13 protein-coding genes are annotated in these 18,396 nt (G+C 53.6%); 10 read left to right on the top strand and 3 right to left on the bottom strand.

Annotated elements, in window-relative coordinates:
• The first annotated feature begins 88 nt into the window (after positions 1–88).
• The 5 genes from MKY86_RS02280 (at position 89) to msrAB (ending at position 4,803) form a co-directional block, all read left to right on the top strand.
• Positions 89–649: a hypothetical protein gene (locus MKY86_RS02280; protein WP_076085459.1), complete on the top strand. Its 561-nt coding sequence runs from the start codon at positions 89–91 to the stop codon at positions 647–649.
• 75 nt (positions 650–724) lie between these two features.
• Positions 725–1,429 carry a response regulator transcription factor gene (locus MKY86_RS02275; RefSeq protein WP_076085456.1) on the top strand — a complete coding sequence of 235 codons (705 nt, stop codon included), beginning with the start codon at positions 725–727 and terminating at the stop codon, positions 1,427–1,429.
• Positions 1,429–2,469: a sensor histidine kinase gene (locus MKY86_RS02270; RefSeq protein ID WP_076085453.1), complete on the top strand. Its 1,041-nt coding sequence runs from the start codon at positions 1,429–1,431 to the stop codon at positions 2,467–2,469. The genes MKY86_RS02275 and MKY86_RS02270 overlap by 1 nt, the downstream gene beginning before the upstream one ends.
• A gap of 45 nt (positions 2,470–2,514) precedes the next feature.
• Positions 2,515–3,231, top strand: a complete 717-nt coding sequence (locus MKY86_RS02265) for a cytochrome c biogenesis CcdA family protein (protein WP_076085432.1) — start codon at positions 2,515–2,517, stop codon at positions 3,229–3,231.
• An 18-nt stretch (positions 3,232–3,249) separates the two neighbouring features.
• A complete protein-coding gene (gene msrAB, locus MKY86_RS02260) occupies positions 3,250–4,803 on the top strand; it encodes a bifunctional peptide-methionine (S)-S-oxide reductase MsrA/peptide-methionine (R)-S-oxide reductase MsrB (RefSeq protein ID WP_340825935.1) in 1,554 nt (517 codons plus the stop codon).
• Between the two features lie 181 nt (positions 4,804–4,984).
• Here the strand turns inward: msrAB and galA are convergent, their stop codons facing one another.
• Entirely contained in the window at positions 4,985–7,756 is a 2,772-nt protein-coding gene (gene galA, locus MKY86_RS02255; protein ID WP_083685740.1) for a beta-galactosidase GalA, read from the bottom strand.
• A 215-nt stretch (positions 7,757–7,971) separates the two neighbouring features.
• Between galA and MKY86_RS02250 the strand changes: the two genes are divergently transcribed.
• The 5 genes from MKY86_RS02250 to MKY86_RS02230 all read left to right on the top strand — a co-directional run bounded on the left by MKY86_RS02250 (position 7,972) and on the right by MKY86_RS02230 (position 15,188).
• Complete coding sequence (locus tag MKY86_RS02250; RefSeq protein ID WP_076085426.1) at positions 7,972–9,738, top strand: sensor histidine kinase; 1,767 nt, start codon at positions 7,972–7,974, stop codon at positions 9,736–9,738.
• A gap of 12 nt (positions 9,739–9,750) precedes the next feature.
• Positions 9,751–11,316 (top strand): response regulator, encoded by a 1,566-nt coding sequence (locus tag MKY86_RS02245; RefSeq protein ID WP_076085423.1) that lies wholly within the window; start codon positions 9,751–9,753, stop codon positions 11,314–11,316.
• Positions 11,317–11,508: 192 nt separating this feature from the next.
• On the top strand, positions 11,509–12,471 hold the full coding sequence (locus MKY86_RS02240; protein WP_076085420.1) for an ABC transporter permease: 963 nt from the start codon (positions 11,509–11,511) through the stop codon (positions 12,469–12,471).
• Between the two features lie 11 nt (positions 12,472–12,482).
• A complete protein-coding gene (locus MKY86_RS02235; RefSeq protein WP_076085417.1) occupies positions 12,483–13,373 on the top strand; it encodes a carbohydrate ABC transporter permease in 891 nt (296 codons plus the stop codon).
• Positions 13,374–13,430: 57 nt separating this feature from the next.
• Positions 13,431–15,188 carry a hypothetical protein gene (locus MKY86_RS02230; protein WP_076085414.1) on the top strand — a complete coding sequence of 586 codons (1,758 nt, stop codon included), beginning with the start codon at positions 13,431–13,433 and terminating at the stop codon, positions 15,186–15,188.
• A 150-nt stretch (positions 15,189–15,338) separates the two neighbouring features.
• Here the strand turns inward: MKY86_RS02230 and MKY86_RS02225 are convergent, their stop codons facing one another.
• Positions 15,339–16,790, bottom strand: a complete 1,452-nt coding sequence (locus MKY86_RS02225) for an IS1182 family transposase (protein WP_340825929.1) — start codon at positions 16,788–16,790, stop codon at positions 15,339–15,341.
• A 147-nt stretch (positions 16,791–16,937) separates the two neighbouring features.
• Entirely contained in the window at positions 16,938–18,041 is a 1,104-nt protein-coding gene (locus tag MKY86_RS02220; RefSeq protein ID WP_076080349.1) for a slipin family protein, read from the bottom strand.
• Positions 18,042–18,396: the final 355 nt, after the last annotated feature.

The following is an 18,396-nucleotide window of genomic DNA, read 5'->3' as shown; positions in this document are numbered from 1 at the left end:
AATCGTAAGGTTTCGCTTAGAGAATCGTAAGCTCTGCCGCTTATGCTGTTCCATGTAAACCACTAAAAAGATATGGAGCGTGATAAGCATGGGTAACAGCAAAGCAGGCAAACGGTTCATGATGGCGGCAGTATTGGTACTCTCTCTGGCGGTGTCCGGCATCGCCGGCGCAGCGGCAGGCATCAAGACGATGAAGAAAGACGGCATGGAGCTGATGAACCTAAGACAGGCCGCCATGATGTACGGCTACAGCATTGAATGGAACAGCAAGGACCGCTCCGTATCGCTGATGTACATGGACAAGATGATGGATGACGACAAGATGATGGACGACGGCAAGATGATGGACGACGGCAAGATGATGGACGACGGCAAGATGATGGATGATGGCAAGATGATGGACGATAGCAAGATGATGGACGACGGTAAGATGATGGACGACGGCAAGATGATGGACGATGGCAAGATGATGGACGATGGCATGATGCCGATGGGCAAGATGATCAAGGTTATGATCGGTTCGAAAAAAATGATGGTCGACGGTAAGACCGTCAATCTGAGCATGGCCCCTGCCCTGTACGATGGAAGCACTTATGTGGCGGATACGGTAGTGACCATGTACATGAAGCCTGCCAAGGCCATGAAATAAGACGGGATGAGCGATGCCCTCACCCTGTGATATGATGGAATCAAATGGATTTTTCCGGATATGGGGTGGGTTAGGATGAATGAACGAGTACTGGTCGCGGATGATGATCCGAATATTACCGATGTCTGCCGCAGGTATCTGGAACGGGAGGGGTATCTGGTCACCACCGCCAAGGACGGCTTGGAAGCGCTAGAGCTATGGCGCAGCCAGTCTCCAAGCCTGATTGTGCTCGACCTCATGATGCCGCATAAGAATGGCTGGGAGGTGTGCAGTGAGATCCGGCAGACCGAAGATCTCCCGATCATCATGCTGACGGCGCGCGGCGAGGAGCAGGACCGGCTGATGGGGCTGACGATGGGAGCGGATGATTATCTGACCAAGCCCTTCAGTCCCAGGGAGCTCGTCCTGCGGGTGCAGGCGATTCTGCGCAGAATGAGATATGTCCAGGTATCGCCGGTTACCGCCGCTGAGCACACGATCAAGTACGAAGGACTGACCCTCGATGTCGGGAAGCGTACCGTGGAGATCAGCGGGCAGGCGATTGACTTGACGGTGACCGAATTCGAAATGCTCTATCTGCTGGCGAGCCATCCGGGGCAGGTGTTCTCCCGGACGCAGATGCTGAGCAAGATCTGGGATTTCAGCTATGAAGGAGATACGACTACCGTTACGGTGCATATTAGGAGATTACGCGAGAAGATCGAACAGACGCCCTCCGACCCGAAATACATCAAGACGGTCTGGGGTATCGGCTATAAGTTTGCGGGTGATGGCATCTGATGAAGCTGCGTACCTATCTACTATTGTCCAGTCTCACGGGGATCGGCGTATTGCTAGTCTGTCTATTCGTCAGCTATTCCAAAATGCTGCTGACCATCGATCAGCTATATTATCTGTCCGGAATCACAGCCGGGATCGGCGTGTTCTCCTTCATCGTTCAGCATCTGCTGACGCGGCCGGTGGAGAAGTCCATTGCCCGGATTACGGAGCAGACGGTACGGATTGCCGAGGGGGATTTCCACACCGAAGTCCCCACGATCGGCCCGCACGAGTTCAAGCTACTGGCCCGGCAATTCAATGAGATGAGCAGTAAGCTAAAAGAGAGCTTCGACCATCTCCACCAGTCCGAGTCCGCCCGGCGGGAGCTGATCGCGAATGTCTCCCACGATCTGCGGACCCCTCTTGCCTCCATTCAGTCATTCGTGGAAGCGCTGGAGGATGATGTGATCAAGGACGAAGAGACCTTCCAGCGGTATCTGAATACGATCCGGCTGGAGACGAAACGGCTGGCCGGGCTGATCCAGGACCTCTTTGAACTATCCAGTCTGGAGGCCAGCGGCGGAACCTTCGACCCGCAGCCCTGCCATGCAGATGAGCTGTTGATTAGCACGCTTGAGAGCTTCTCCTTCCATCTGGCGGAGAAGCGGCTGAAGGTCGAGATTGAGCTGCCGGATAAGCTGCCCGCGGCCCTGATGATGCCCACGCAGATCAAGCGGGTACTGTCCAATCTTGTGCAGAATGCCATTCAACATTCTCCTGAAGAAGGCCATATCGTGCTGTCTGCCGCCGAGGAAGGCCCGTTCCTGCGGATCGCCGTGAGCGATGAGGGGCAGGGAATTGAAGCGGCAGAGACCGCACGGATTTTCGAACGGTTCTACCGGATAGATAAATCGCGCAGTAAGAATAGCGGAGGCGCCGGACTGGGTCTTGCCATCGCACAATCCATTGTGGAGCTGCATGGCGGCAAGATTGGTGTAGAGAGCAATAAGGGTTCAGGAAGCTGCTTCTGGTTCACGGTTCCCATCTACACCAGCCGGTAAGCCTTAGCGTTTAGAGAAGCAGTACTCATATAGGTGGTGACAGAGATGGCTGGTGATTTTGTATTCCTGTTCGGCGTCTTCGGCGCAGGGGTATTATCGTTTTTTGCACCCTGTATTCTGCCGCTGCTTCCGGTCTATGTCTCGTATCTGTCCGGAAGCCTGGCGGGCAATGTGAATCAGGGCGGGGTGGACACTGGCTCCTTGCGGTTCCGTTCGGTATTCATGCTGCGGACCCTAATCTTCGTGCTTGGACTGTCTGTGGTCTTCATCACCCTGGGCTTCGGCTCCGGTATTCTTGGCAATGTCATTTCAAGCTCCAGGTTCATTGCCGTCTGCGGAGCGATTGTCATCTTATTCGGAATCTACCAGACCGGACTGATCAAGATCTCCTGGCTGGAACGGGAAAAAAAGCTGTCCAGTCCCCGCGCTGCACGCGGCGGCTATATCGGGGCCTTCCTGCTCGGCCTGACGTTCAGCTTCGGGTGGACGCCGTGCATCGGCCCGGTACTCGCGGGCATTCTCAGTATCGCTGCCGGGGAAGGCTCCCCTGCTTACGGCGGATTCCTCATGCTGCTGTATACGCTGGGTCTGGCGATTCCTTTTCTCGTACTATCCGTCTTCTCGGAGGTTCTGGTGCAGCGGATTCGCCGCTTGTACCGGTTCATGGGAGGGATCAAGATCGCCTCCGGCTGTATGCTGATCGCCATGGGGCTGCTGCTAATGACAGACCAGCTGAATACGATTGTGAGCTGGATTCAATAACCGGTGGAGGAATCTGGTATGAAAAAGATATGGAAGTGGATGGGATATATGCTGGTGATTGGCGGCCTGCTGTCGATCCTGGCTGCATGCGGTGCGAAGCCCGATACAGCATCCGGCAAGACGGACTCCCCGGCAGCCATGAACAAGGGGAAGCCTGCACCCGCATTCGCATTAAATGATCTGAAGGGCAACCCTATGAAGCTGGAGGATCTGAAAGGCAAGAACGTGTATGTGAAATACTGGGCCTCCTGGTGCTCCATCTGTCTTGCCGGTCTGGAGGAACTGAATACGCTGGCCGGACAGGAGAAGGATTTCCAGGTGGTCTCGATTGTAACTCCGGGCTACAAAGGCGAGAAATCCGCCAAGGAGTTCACGGAATGGTTCAACAAGCAGTCGTATGACAATCTGACCGTGCTGCTCGATGAAGATGGGACATGGGCCAAGGAGTTTCAGGTACGGGCGTATCCAAGCTCTTTTTATATCGATGAAGAAGGGTTGCTGGTGAAGTCCCTCCCGGGTCATGCCTCCAACGAGCAGATTAAGGACACCTTCGCGGGAATGAGCTCCGCCTCAGCAGCCGCTCCGGTTCCAGCGGTCAAGACCGCAGCTATAGCCGAGAAGGATCTGCGTGACCTGTACCTGGCGGGCGGTTGCTTCTGGGGCGTTGAGGCGTATATGGCTCGCATTCAAGGAGTTCAGGATGTCACCTCCGGTTACGCCAACGGGAAAGGCGAGAATCCGACCTACGAGGATGTCATTCGCGGGGACCGGGGATTCGCGGAGACTGTGCATGTGAAGTATGATCCGAAGCAGGTCACCCTGAAGCAGCTCATGGAGGCTTACTTCAAGGTCGTTGACCCGACCAGCCTCAACAAGCAAGGCAATGACAGGGGCATTCAATACCGGACAGGAATCTACTATTCGTCCCCGGAGGATGCAGCGGTTATCCAGCAGGCCGTAGCCCAGGAGCAGACCAAGTATGACAAGAAGATTGTAACGGAAGTCCTTCCTCTGGAGAACTACTATCTGGCGGAGGAATATCATCAGGACTACTTAGAGAAGAACCCGAACGGGTATTGCCACATTGACTTAAGCATCCTTGATGAGCAAGAGCCGGTTATCGATCCGGCCCAGTACCCGCGCCCTTCCGACGCAGAACTGAAGGAGCGATTAACCGCCGACCAATACGCGGTAGCCGTCAAGAATGACACGGAGCGTGCCTTCAGCAACGAGTACTGGGATAACTATGAGCCTGGCCTGTATGTCGATATCGCCACGGGTCAGCCCCTCTTCTCCAGCAAGGATAAATACGATTCCGGCTGCGGCTGGCCCAGCTTCACGAGGCCCATTGCCCCGCAGGTCGTCACCTATGATACGGATACCAGCTTCGGCATGGAACGCACCGAGGTCCGCAGCCAATCCGGTGACATCCACCTGGGCCATGTCTTCGATGACGGTCCCACTGACCGTGGCGGCAAGCGCTACTGCATCAATAGCGCCTCCATCCGCTTCATCCCCCAGGACCAGATGGAAGCGGAGCATTACGGGTATTTGCTCGGGCTGGTGGAGTAGAATAGGTGGAATCGTACAGAGGAAGAAACTTCTCAACCAAGAATCGCCCTCCACTAGCTCATAAGCTGAGCTGTGTGGAGGGCGATTCTTGTTTCTTTTATAACATTCCTCTGTTTATTATTGTTGCAATTTGTGGCAACAAGCCTCATGAACCCATGGCATCTTGGGATTCAAGTTGCCTCTACCCCCTCAACCCCATCGAGACCGCACCGTTAATGCCCGGCTTATACACATCCGGCTGAATGCCGACCAGCACGGACAATACCGTCTGGTCGCCAAGCTCCACATCGTCAAGTGCAACCTCCAGGGACGAAGGCCATGGAGAGGACTGCTTGGCCAGCAGCCGGCCATTGACATAGATTTCGGTATCCCCGCTAAGCGCGTGGAAATATAGATACGGGCTGCTGCCCTTCTCCCGTTCCGTCAGGGCGATGGAGCTGCGGTAAATCACATAGCCGTCCGCTCCCTGGAGCAGCTGCTGCGGCCCGAAGCTGACGTCAACCTTTTCCCATGAATTCATGTCCGTAGGATGGATCTCCACATTCGGGTCCGGACGCTCCGGAGAGAGCTCCTGTGTCAGCAGCCAATTGTTGATATACCGCTCGTGAACGGATAACACATAGGGAGGCTCGTCCACCGCTTCTACCGGGATGACCTGCACCAGAGGCTGCAAGCCTTCCCCCTGAAGCGTCAGTTCAATGGCGGTATGCCCCGCATCGCTGCCAACGCTGCCAACAATCAGCTGGAGACAGCCATTGAACAGGCAACGCTCCATAAGATGATCCGGCTCGTGGGAGTTGGGATTGCCGTTGCCCGCTCCCAGAATAATGCCGCTGCCGGTTAACGAGAAGGAGACCTGCTGCCCCGCTGTCTCCACAAACCGCCCTTCGGCGTCGATGGCGTAGACATTGACAACTACCGCGTCCCGCCCGTCACCAAGCAGGGCAGGCTTGCTCGTCTCCACGCGCAGCGCGCAAGCAGCCCCGGGTGTTATTTTCTCATCCACAGCAACCCGCTTGCCCTGACGATACCCCTCCAGCCTTAGCGTTCCAGGCTCGTAAGGAATTTCCCATTGGCATTGCTCATAAATATCGACAGCCTGCCGGTACCGCAGCTCCCCGTTGACATACAGCTCCACTTCATCGCAGTTGGTATGCGTCATGACGGTCACCGGCTGCCCTTCCTTCCCCGGCCAGTTCCAGCCGCCTGCGATATGCGCCACCGGCTCGTCCAGCCAGAACGCCTGGTACAGATAATAGGAATCCTTCGGGAAACCGCAGGTATCCAGAATACCGAAATGCGTGCTGACGCTGGGCCATTCATAAGGCGTCGGCTCGCCGCGGTAATCGAAGCCTGTCCAGACAAAGGTGCCCATCATGTAGTCGCGGGTATTAATGGCTTGCCACGACTCTCTTGCGGTATTGCCCCAATTCGCCCGTTCCCGGTCGAAGCTGTCAAAAAACTGCAGCGCGGTATCACTGACGTAAGTCCCTCTTGTGGCAAAAGCGCTGACCGTCTCGGACCCGATCATCGGCTGGCCGGGATGCTTCTCATGGAAGCGGTCATAGCCTCCATGCATATAGTTGAATCCGGCAATATCCATCACATCGACGGTACCTCCGTCTTCCATGACGCCGCCGTTCATGGCCCCCAGCACCGGGCGGGTATCGTCCAGACGCAGGATCGCCTGCTTCATCCGCTTGAACATTTTGCGCCCGACCGGTGTGCCTTGCAACGGTTCTTCATTGAACAGGCTGTAGAACACAACAGACGGGTGATTGCGGTCGCGCGTCACCATATTCTCCACCTGGCGCAGCCCTTCCGGCGAGCTGTCGAAATTGCGGTTCTCGTCCATCACCAGCATACCGAGACGGTCGCAGGCCTCCAGCAGCTCCGGCGCAGGATTGTGATGGGCGCAGCGGTAAGCGTTGCTCCCCATTTCCTTCAGCCGCTGTATCCGGTATTCATGCAGCGAGTCCGGCAACGCTACGCCAACCCCGGCGTGGTCCTGATGGTTGCAGGTGCCTTTGATCTTGAGCGGGCGTTCATTAAGATAGAATCCGGTATCGGGGCAGATCCGAATGCTGCGGTAACCATAAGTTGTCGTGACCTTGTCCCGCTCTTCTCCGTCCACGAGCAGAGTGGAGTACAGCTTGTACAGGTGGGGAGCCTCCACATCCCACAGCAGCGGCGAGCTAAGCGGCAGCTCCTGCTTCAGAACGGCGGCTTCCCCCGCTTCCGCGCGGCCTGCGGTCCGCTCCTCCGCCACTACCGCCCCATCGGCATGCACCACACGGGAGAGGAGTTCAACCTCCGCTGCCGTCTCCCGCTCATTCGTAATTCTCGTCTCCACGTTCGTCAGCCACTTGTCCCCGTCCTGCTTCACCGGATTGACCCAAATGCCGCGATCGGCGATGGACAGCGGGTCTTTCTTCGTAAGCCACACATGGCGGTAGATGCCCGCGCCTTCATACCACCAGCCCTCGGACACCGAGGCGTCCACCTTCACCACCAGCAGATTAGGGCGGTCGCCATAAAAGACATGGTCCGTTATATCCACCACAAAGCTGGTATAGCCGCAGAAGTTCCGCCCCAGCACGCTGCCGTTCAAATAAATCGTCGCATACGTGGCGATCCCGTCGAACTCCAGCAGCAATTGCCTGCCGTTGTCGGACGGCTCCAGCTTGAACTTCTTGCGGTACCAGCCAATGCCGCGCGGCTTGTAGCCGAAGTCCGGCACCCCGCCTTCGCGGTCGAACGGCTGGCGGTAAGACCAGTCATGCGGCAGCCCCACCGTCTCCCACTCATTATCGTTCCATTCAATGCTGGCTGCTCCCATGATGCCGCCTGCTTTGGCGTTGCCGTATACCGCTTTGTGGCTGTTCTCCACCGGGATGGCTACATCCCCATGATGAAACAACCAATCCTTGTCCATGCTTAACCGTTCTCTCATATAGGTCAATACCTCTCTATCGTTGTAATACTTCTATTGTAGAAAAGCGGAACGAAAGACGTTAGTACAAAGGGAGGGAACCAATCGCACAAAATGAACATTAATGCATTTTCGATTGTTCTTTTGGACGGCAGCATTCATAGTAGATCATAAATACCCATACGGCGACCGGCTTCCCGGACCCGTAAAGATCTGCCGCAGAAGGTGACAAAGCCATGATATCCAAACGAAGAAACAGCATTATGGTCAAAATGATAGTGTTCTATACCATTCCCTTTATTCTGCTCTCCGTCCTGCTCGTGTGGAACAGCACCCATACCACACGCAACATCCAGGACAGCTTCATCACCAATATGTCCCATGCCTTTGACCAATCCTATCGGGATATTGATGGCCGCATCCAGGTGGCATCGGATCTGACCTCCATGGTCAGCCGGAACAACAAAATGCTCGAATTCATCAATGACCCCTATCTGGGGGATCAATCGGAATTTCTGAAGGAATATCTGGACACCGTCACGCCCATTATCAAATATGCGACCGCCTTCTCGGAGAGTGACGATTATTCCATCCGTGTCTATATGGGGAATGACGCCATCCCGGAGTCGTGGCCTTATTTCTTTCATCTGAGCAACTACTCTTCTCATCCCAAGCTACAGCAATTTGTGCAAAAGGATTCGGAGACCCGGCTGTGGCTGCTGCCGGATGACCGTGAGCTGGGCCCCGCCAGCTTACACGATGAGCGCAGGAAGTATACGCTGCTTACCAAGCTGTATTCGCCTGCCCGCGGCATGCTGGGACTTGCCGTGGTTACGCTGGCCGAGGACAGCCTGTTCAGCATCGAGGAGGAGCCCGCCAATCTGTCGAACGCCCAATTCCTCTATGCCGGCGGCCATATTGGTCTGTCTACCGCTGAGCTGGACGAAGCAGAGGAAGCAGCCATCCTGCAGCAGCATATCGGCGATAAGCGAGCTTATTTTATCCAGGGAGAATATTTATATTTGCATCGCAACCTCGATTCCATCGGCCAGAGCCTGGTGTACAAGGTGTCGCTGGAGCAGCTCAATGCCTCTGTCCGCAAAAATGTGTGGAATCAGATCCTGCTGATCGTGTTCAGTATTCTGCTGCTGATCATCACTTGTTATTTCATGTTCAAAATGATTTTTCTGCGGTTGAACAAAATTGTGTCTGTTATGCGCCAGGTCATTACCGGCAACACTTCGCTCCGCATTCCCGATAACAGACCGGATGAGCTGGGACAGCTCGCGCATGATTTCAACGACCTCATCGAGCGCAATAACGAGCTGATCCATCGGGTAGTCATGAAGGAGCGGCTGCGGAAGGAAGCTCAGATCAAGGCGCTGCAATATCAGATCAACCCGCATTTTATCTACAATACACTCGATATCTTCCGGATGCAGCTGATTAAGGCCAAGATCTTCGACACGGCGGACCGGCTGGCGGATTTCGGGCAGATCCTGCGCTACAACCTGAGCGACAATACCCTGCATACGACGCTGAACGAGGAGATCGGCTTAATCCGCAAGTACGTCAGTCTGCAATCGCTGAGCAGCAGCAAGGTAATTAGGCTGGACATTGAGATCGATGAATCGTTAAAAGCATTTCCGGTGATCAAGTTCCTGCTCCAGCCGATCGTGGAGAATAGTATTAAATACGGACAGACCGCCCGGCGGGAGCTGCTGCATATCCAGGTGCGGGCCTACGCCGAACAGCAGCAGCTTATCATCGACATCACCGATAACGGGTGGGGCATGGAGGAAGAGCAGATTGCCGGCCTGAATGAACAGTTCCGCGCCCCGCTCCATTACGAGGACCCTGCGGCCGAGCCGCCCCGCCGCTCCATCGGCCTGCACAATATCAACTCCAGACTGCGCCTGTATTACGGCGACGCCTACCCCATTACCATGGAGGGCAAGAGCAATGACTATACGAAGGTTCAGATTAGAATTCCTTATGAATGAGAGGGCACAGGGATGTACAAGCTGTTGATCGTAGATGATGAGAAAATCGTGCGCGAGGGCCTTCAGGATATTATCGAGTACCTGAAGGTGCCTCATATCGGCCCGCTGCTAACTGCGCGCGATGGCGCGGATGCGCTGGAGCTGATCGCGCGGGAAGAGCCGCCGATCGTGCTGACGGATCTCAATATGCCCGGCATGGGCGGGCTGGAGATGATCGGTACGCTTAAGGAACGGCATCAGCGCCATAAGATCATCGTCATCAGCGGATACGATGATTTCCATCTGGTGAAGGAGAGCTTCAAGCTGGGCGTGCGCGACTATCTGCTGAAGCCCGTTCATTCCGGCGACCTTGCCGAGGTGCTGAACAAGACGGTGCACGAGCTTCAGCAGGAGCAGCAGCAGGACCTCGAAGGCCATTCCGAGAACAAGCTGGCCCTGCTGGAGAAAGCCAGCCGGGGCATGAATCAGGTTCTGCACACTGCCCCGGATGACCATGACGCCATCCAGGCCGTACTGGATGAGCTGGGCTGCCGCTTCCCTCATCCTGTCACTGCGGCGGCCATCGTCTCCGTGAACCAATCGGCTCCGCACGAGCCTTCCGCCAGCGGCAACTGGGAGCATATCCTGCTGGCCGCCAATTGGGATCAGCCCCATCTTACGCTGCTCCCCTTCTATAACCGCCATAATGACCTGGTCCTCTGGCTCAACTATAATGATCAGCTGTATGATGCTGGCGGCATACACAAGCTGCTCCAGCCGTTCTTGGCGGATGGCACCGCCGCGGTAGCTGTCGGTGCTGCGGTCTACTGCGCAGATGGTGCAGCACAGGGAGCGACAGCCGGTGCTGTTGAGTCCGGTTGCCGCACCAACGGCTTGGCCTTTGCCTACCAGAGCGCACTGGACACGCTTCAGTACAAGCTGACCGCCTCCCGGCATAGCCTTATTGTGTACGAGGACACACTGAACAAGGAAGACAATCGGATCAAGCCGGAGCATCTGAGAACGCTGGTGGAGCTGATCGATATGGGGCGCCGGGAGCAGGTGCTCCCGCTGATCCAGCATTATTTTAACGAAGAGGCCCTGAAGAGCAGCAGCATGAGCAGCATTCGCCACAATTACGATATCATTCTGCACACGATCGGCTGGATTCCCGGCCAGAAGCGCGACTTCTCTACCTTCGAACGAAGCGAGGCCCTGCGGCTGTACCTCAAGTCCTGCATCCTGCACATGATCGAAGCCCGCGAGAGTCTGGTGCACACCGGCGATGTAGTGGAGATTGCCAAGACCTATGTGCAGGAGCAGCTGCTGAACGGCATCAACATGGCTTTTATCGCTAATTATTGTAATATGAGCTATAACTATTTCAGTAAAATGTTCAAGGACAGCACCGGGGTCAACTTCCAGGATTATGTCACGATGAAGCGGATGGAATACGCCAGGCAGGCCCTCAGCGGCCTCAATGTCAAAATCCATACAGTATCCGAGCAGCTCGGCTACAGCAACCCCAAGAACTTCTCCCGTGTCTTCAAAAGCTATTTTGGGGTCAGCCCGAAGGAATTCCAGAAGCAATCCCGGTGAATTCAGCCTAAGCGGTGCTTCCTCCGCCCCACTCTGTCTCATGACCGCAGGCTCCCCGCTTCGCTCACGCGAAAGGAGGGGCTTTTTGTCTGTTCAGGATGAATAATGATACCTTTTCATAACCTCCAATCCTGTTATCGCTTTCTTAATCCGCTTACAATTGATGAAGCACAAGAGAAAAGAGGTTGCCAGATGACAGATTCAGAGGCTACGCTCGCGGCGCGCAAATCCCCGGGCACAGGCAGGAACTTCCGGAACAAGGATCAGCTGTCGCTTCAGACCATGATTCTTCCCGGTATTATATTCATTCTCGTCTTTACATTTATTCCGCTCTACGGTGTACTGATTGCCTTCAAGGAATACAACATCGTCACAGGGATCAGAGGCATCTTTACGGCAGAGTGGGTCGGCTTGGCTAACTTCAAGGAGTTCGTGAACGATATCAACTTCTGGAATATGCTGCGCAATACGCTGGGCATCAATTTATTGGGGCTGCTCATCAACTTCCCCCTGACCATCCTGTTCGCGCTGATGCTCAACGAACTGACCTCCCAGCATTTCAAGAAGCTGACGCAGACGGTCACTTACCTGCCCCACTTCATCTCCTGGAGCATCTTCGGCGGATTAATTATCAACATTCTGTCGCCGAGCAGCGGTGTCGTTAACTATGTGCTGCTGCAGCTTGGGATCATTTCCGAGCCGATCCATTTCCTTGGGGAAAAGGATTACTTCTGGCTGCTTGCGGTGCTGACGAACCTCGTGAAGGAGCTGGGCTGGGGGGCCATACTCTATCTCGCCGCCATTGCGGGCATCGATCAGGAAATGTATGAAGCGGCCTACATGGACGGGGCCACACGCTTCCAGCGCATCTGGCATATTACGCTGCCGTCCATTACCGGCACGATTGTCATTTTACTCGTATTCTCCATTAGTAATATCCTGAATAGCGGCTTCGACCAGTTCTTCGTGCTTCAGAATCCTCTGAATATTGATAGCAGCGAGGTCATTGACACTTATGTCTACAAGGTGGGGCTCAGGGAGTTCCGTATGGAATACGCTACGGCTGTTGGCTTAATGAAGACGGTCATTGCGCTCGTCCTGCTCTATCTTGCCAACCTCACGGCCAAAAAAATAACAAAAAGAGGAATCTTCTAGGGGGTACGCTCGTGGTTAAGGATCGCTCATGGCGGGAACATCTGTTCAATGCATGCAATGTTCTGATTATGCTCATTCTGATTGTATTTACGCTCTATCCGTTCTGGTATTCCGTGATCGGCTCCTTCAACGAAGGCGCAGACTACGCCAGAGGCGGCGTGTACCTGTTCACCCGGAAGTTCACCTGGGACAACTACAGCGCTTTGTTCAGCGACAGCGCTCTGATCCGGGCCTTCGGGGTTACGGTGGCCCGGACGGTGATCGGTACGTTCACCCATATTGTGTTTACAGCTATGTTCGCTTACGCCTTCTCCCGCCGGAACCTCAAATACCGGAAATTCTACTCCATGCTGGGACTAAGCAGCATGTACCTCAGCGGCGGAATGATTCCGTTCTTCATTCTGATCAACTCGCTGGGGCTGTATAATCACTTCCTGGTGTTCATTATTCCGGCCTTGTTCAGCTTCTGGAACGTGATACTGTTCCGCTCCTATTTCGCCGAGCTGCCGGAAGCGCTGATCGAATCGGCCAAAATCGACGGCGCCGGGGAATACACGATCTTTTTCAAGTTTATCCTGCCTTTGTCCAAGCCCGTGATCGCCGCGGTCTCGCTCTTCACGGCCGTCGGCCACTGGAATGCTTATTATGACGCCATGATCTATACGTTCGGCGATCATCTGCAGACGGTCCAGCTCTATATCCTGAAATTGGTTCAAAGCACGGAAGCCGCTTTACTGCTGGCTAATATGTCGGGCACCGTCGGCACGTCGCATAGCACCGTTACGACAACGACCCTGCAATTGGCCGCCATGGTCGCCGCATCGCTCCCGATTGTGCTGATCTATCCTTTTGTACAGAAGTATTTCATCAAGGGCATGCTCATTGGCTCTGTCAAAGGATAAATCCGCCTTAAGGTGGGATGAACATATAGCTTACGATGATAACTTGGGGGTAAAAAAATGAAGAAAACAGCAACGGCCTTATTATCCATCTGTCTCAGTCTGACACTCGTATTAACCGGCTGCTCCAAAGCGGGCAACGCCAATAACGAAACCACCCCGTCGCCTACAGCGACTGCCGGCAGCGGGGACACAGGCGCAAATACAGCAACAGCCTCAGATCCCGGCTGGAAATCCAACACGGCGCCTGCCACCTTGTCCTGGTATGTAGGCGTACCGGGGTACTCCAAGAAATGGGATGCGCAGAACAACTATGTAGACAAGCTTATTACCGGGGAGACCGGCGTCAGCGTAGATTATGTACTCGCAGGGAATGATGTGAACTCCGAATTCAACGTGATGATGGCAACCGGCAATCTGCCCGACATTATCACGCTGGACCGCTGGAACAGCAACTCGCTGATCCAGACGCTGATGAGCAGCGGCACGGTGGCTCCCCTTAACAAGCTGATGGAGGAGTATGATCCGTACCTGACCACCATTCTGCCGCCATCCATGGTAGACTGGTACACCCAGCCGGACGGCAATCTCTACTCCATTCCGAACTACTATGTATCCCCGGAGATGCTGGATCAGTATCCCGGGGTGAAGAAGTTCTACAATGAACGCTCCAACGGCCAGATTCTGGTCCGCCAGGACATCATGAACGATCTTGGCATTACTATGGAAGACCTGCAGCAGGAGGATTCCCTGATTGCAGCGCTGAAGAAGGTGAAGGCCGCCGGGGTGAAATATAACGGCATGGATGTCATTCCAGTCTATCTGGACGATAAGGATAAATATATCAACGACTCCCTGAGTGTGCTGAGCGGCTCCTTCGGCGCCGTTAGCGAGACAGAGGATGGCTCTTATTCGGATGTCCGCCGCACCAGCGAATTCAAGAACGTGCTGAAGTTCGTCAACCGGCTGTATTCGGAAGATCTGCTGTCGCTGGAGAACTTCACAAGCGACCACAACCAGATTGCGGAGAAAATGACGCAGGGCTCGATCTTCATGAAGATCGGCAGCTATGCCGACTACAAAGACCCGGTCAACAATCTCTATCAAGCGGATAAGGAAGCGAAATATGTAACCGTTGACGCGATTCAGTCCAAGGAAGGCACGCTGCCGCAATACGGCAGATCGCTCAACAAGGGCTGGACCCTGACCTTCATTAACAAAAAGTCCAAGCAGCAGGACCGCGCAATTCAGTTCCTGGAGTATCTGTACAGCGAGCATGGACAGACCGTCAACAGCTTCGGTAAGGAAGGCGAGACCTTCACGGTAACGGCAGACGGCAAATACAAGCTGAACCCCGAGATTGAGGAAGCGATCAATAAGGACTGGAACGCCGCCTCCAAGAAATGGGGCTTCGACTCCATCTGGTGGATGGTTAATGAGGTATGGCTGAAGGATGTCAAAGAAGCCGAAAAGACCGAGCAGACCGAATATATGGACAAGCTCTTCTCCGGCACAGCCAAATATATGTTCAGCAATGACGTTATGGATTCCGGCAACCTTTTCGATGCCTATGAGCCCGGCTCCAAGGAAGCCAATGCTGAAGCGAAGATCAATGTCTACTGGGCACAAATCGTTCCCAAAATCATTTTCGCCAAAAGTGAAGCCGAATTCGAATCCGTCTACACCGAAGCCCTCGCCACCCTTGACAAGCTGGGCCTGAAGGATATCGAAGCCGCGAAGAACACCCGCGTCCAGGAACTCAAAGAAGCCACCGGCACTAAGCTGGTATCGCCGAAGTATACTGGAACTTATCAATAAGTCAACAAATAAAGACGCTGCGGGGAGACATTGAGGCCACTGAAAAACTAGCCTTTCTTAGAAAAAGTAAAAAAACGTATTTAAAAGACGACGTTATTCGGTTTCTCCGAATGGACGTCGTCTTTTTCTTACCTATTTCTTCAACTTTGGTTACTCCATGAGTTTCAATATTCGTTTTAAATTAACAGTGAATATCGCCATGGCTCCTTGAATCTCCATGCCAACTAAACCCGTGGAAGATGCAACATCGTACCCGTGTCTGTGTTTGAGTTCGCTATTCTTGGCTTCTATTTTGTAGCGCTCTTTCGCTTTGACCTTAAAGGGTTCACTTTCCTGAAACACAGCTTGCTTGGCATGTTCGTTGCTCTTTATACTTACCGAGTAGGTCTTACTCCGAGCGCCTTCTGTGTAGCACCCTTCCTTTAAAGGACATCGCTTACACTTTTCAATATTATAAAAGTAGGTATCCTTTTGGTTTTTGCCCTGTCCCTTTTTGCCTTGCCGTGCTCTTCGAATGGCCAGATGCCCGGCTCTGCAGACATACATACCCGCATCTTTATTAAAATCGAATTCGTCTTCTTTTCTTCGGTTTCCTTGCGTAATCTGTGGATGTAATTTGGCCACAAGTTCAATGCCCTGCTCCGTACTGTAAGCAATATTGTCTTTTTCTGAATAGGCCTTGTCTCCAATGACTGTCTCTACGCTCATGCCCGCAGCTTTGCTCTTTTCAATAAGAGTTTGCAATTCCTTCCCGTCGTTTCGTTCTCCCGTGGTAATGGTCGCTGCCGTAATGATTCGCTCTTCACTCATCGCGATATGGGTCTTGTACCCGAAAAATGAGGAATCTGCGCTTTTGTGGCCTACTTTGGCATCTGGATCAGTAGAAGTCTGCAACTGTTCAACATCGTCAGCGACGGTTTCTTTCAATAGATTGAAGGGTTCTTTGACCTTGGGGAGTCCGGTAAAACGTCCGTCCTTTTCAATGACCTCAATGAGATCTTGGCAGTACCCGATTTCATCTTCCAGTACATTCGTAACGGGCTTCACTGGAAAGGAACTTTTCATAGATTCATCTAAGGCATAGATTGCTTTTCGTACCTTTTTGGAACGTTCTCGCAGCAACTCTTGCGGACTTTTTTGGGTATAGCGGGCTTTGGTGTGGGTAGCATCGACAATAATGGATTTGCTGCGAATGATTCCTTGCTGAATGGCAATCTCCACCGTTTTACCAATGAGTATATCGAGCAACTTCATATCTTTCAGCCGCAACTTACGAAATTTGCTCAGTAAACTAGAATCAATAACCTCTTCCTCTGGCGCCATATGTAGAAAAAACTTGAACGACAAATCGGTTTTGGTGCGTTCCACAAGATCGCCGTCAGACAAGTCATAAATGGATTTAAGCAGTAGATATTTAAACATTCGGACCGGGTCTACCGCGGTTCGTCCATTATCTTGGCAATACCTTTCGTTTAGTTCCTCATAAACAAAGCTGAAGTCCACCAACTCGTCCATGCGCCGCAACAAGTTATCTTTTGGAATGAGTATATTGTAAAGTTCGATATACGGGCTCAAGATAAAACTTTGCTGCTTAGGAAGCATGAAGACCACCAGCCTTTGATTTAATTCTTTAATTGTATCGAAAAAAAGAGACATTCTTTGTGTCGAATGTCTCTTTCAGTTCTTTATGGACTTTTTCAGTGGCCTCGGAGACATTCCCGGGCGTCTTTTACTTATAACTTAAGTGGTCTACTTATTGCTGCCGATGAGCGAGCTTAACCGCTCCAGCAGATCGCCGCCGCCCGTAACCGAGATGGAACCGATTCTGTCGCAGATTTTCTCCAGGAATTCCAGCTCCTTGAGCCGGAACAGCGTCTGATTCTCGTCCATCAGCTTCGCCGTATTCAGCAGGCTGCGCGTGGAGGCTGTCTCTTCCCGGCGGGTCAGCAGGTTGGCCTGGGCCTTCTTTTCTGCGAGCAGCACAGTGTTCAGAATGTCCTTCATGTCTCCCGGCAGAATCACATCCTTCACCCCCGCCCCAAGGAAGCGCACCCCGAACTCTTCCTCCTTCTCCCGGATACGGTCCAGGATGAAGGAGGCAACATCCTCTTTTCGCTTCAGCAGATCGTCCAATCTCAGCGTCCCGACATACTCCCGCAGCAGGAGCTGAAGCTGGATGTGGATCTGCTCATCGAAATCCTTCATCTCCAGCACGCGGTGCGGGCTTACGATCCGGTACTGGCAGACGAAGTTCAGGCGCAGCGTCACCTTATCTTCGGTCATCATCTCCTGGCCGAGCAGGTCCATCTGCTGCTGTCTCAGATCGACCTTCTTGGTCAGCACCGAGACCGGTCCCTTCCAGAAATAATACTTCCCCGGCGTAAGCTCCCGCTGTAGTGTATGATCATAGAACAGGAATCCCTGCTCGTAGCTGGCGATTTCGCAGCTCTGCACATACGGTGTCAGCCGCGCGATGATCGAGCGGTCGATCCCCGCTGGCAGCTCCGGCACACGGATGTCCGTGTGTACGAAGGTGTGCTTCCTCAGCAGATTCCAATACGCATACACCCCCGGCTTCAGCAGCTGCATGAATTGACCATCCTCATAGTGCAGCACGTTCTCATGATCCTGTACGCGCACCACCTCCAGCTCCCGCAGGAGCTCATCATCCTGTAAGAACAGCTGCAGGTCCTTGCCCCCGGCGTTAAAAGGCTTGGCAATATCCAGTACCACCACCGTATGCTGCGTCCATGAGAAATAACGATACGTTCCCGGCAGCAGCCGCCTCACATAGCTTCCCTTATGAAAGAGCAGACCGCGCTGGTCCGCTTGAATCGTGATTGGCTTCAACATCATATGTATTACCCCCTTCATGATTGACCAATGGATGACAGAATCCCGCTGCGGATCCGGACGGAATCACGTTTGAGACAGGCAGTCTGCCGGGAGATCCGGGAGGACTGCCTGAGGTCCGAAGCTAACCTATACTTCAGTAAGCCTTCGTTCCCTTCTGTCCTTGCCCCACTCTACCCTGCTTCTCTGCTGCCGGTATCCACGGATTACAAAGCCCTGCCACAGTAGCGCTATGCCAGCCGCCAGGGATTCTGTCCATTGGTTTCCTTACTCAGATTGTGCTTCAATTATGGCTCGATGGAAATCGAGTGTAACCAACGTCGCTGTGAAGGCGATCGGGGAATCGAACCCCTTG

Source organism: Paenibacillus sp. FSL R7-0333 (assembly GCF_038000365.1).
Taxonomy (GTDB): Bacteria; Bacillota; Bacilli; order Paenibacillales; family Paenibacillaceae; genus Paenibacillus_AQ; species Paenibacillus_AQ silagei.
The sequence above is the reverse complement of the archived record's forward strand: the minus strand, read 5'-3'. Positions and strand labels throughout refer to the sequence as shown.

Bases quoted from the DNA above. Each gene is read 5' to 3' on its own strand.
- MKY86_RS02280 (WP_076085459.1), top strand. From the start codon at position 89: ATGGGTAACAGCAAAGCAGGCAAACGGTTCATGATGGCGGCAGTATTG.
- MKY86_RS02275 (WP_076085456.1), top strand. From the start codon at position 725: ATGAATGAACGAGTACTGGTCGCGGATGATGATCCGAATATTACCGAT.
- MKY86_RS02270 (WP_076085453.1), top strand. From the start codon at position 1,429: ATGAAGCTGCGTACCTATCTACTATTGTCCAGTCTCACGGGGATCGGC.
- MKY86_RS02265 (WP_076085432.1), top strand. From the start codon at position 2,515: ATGGCTGGTGATTTTGTATTCCTGTTCGGCGTCTTCGGCGCAGGGGTA.
- msrAB (WP_340825935.1), top strand. From the start codon at position 3,250: ATGAAAAAGATATGGAAGTGGATGGGATATATGCTGGTGATTGGCGGC.
- galA (WP_083685740.1), bottom strand. From the start codon at position 7,756: ATGAGAGAACGGTTAAGCATGGACAAGGATTGGTTGTTTCATCATGGG.
- MKY86_RS02250 (WP_076085426.1), top strand. From the start codon at position 7,972: ATGATATCCAAACGAAGAAACAGCATTATGGTCAAAATGATAGTGTTC.
- MKY86_RS02245 (WP_076085423.1), top strand. From the start codon at position 9,751: ATGTACAAGCTGTTGATCGTAGATGATGAGAAAATCGTGCGCGAGGGC.
- MKY86_RS02240 (WP_076085420.1), top strand. From the start codon at position 11,509: ATGACAGATTCAGAGGCTACGCTCGCGGCGCGCAAATCCCCGGGCACA.
- MKY86_RS02230 (WP_076085414.1), top strand. From the start codon at position 13,431: ATGAAGAAAACAGCAACGGCCTTATTATCCATCTGTCTCAGTCTGACA.
- MKY86_RS02225 (WP_340825929.1), bottom strand. From the start codon at position 16,790: ATGCTTCCTAAGCAGCAAAGTTTTATCTTGAGCCCGTATATCGAACTT.
- MKY86_RS02220 (WP_076080349.1), bottom strand. From the start codon at position 18,041: ATGTTGAAGCCAATCACGATTCAAGCGGACCAGCGCGGTCTGCTCTTT.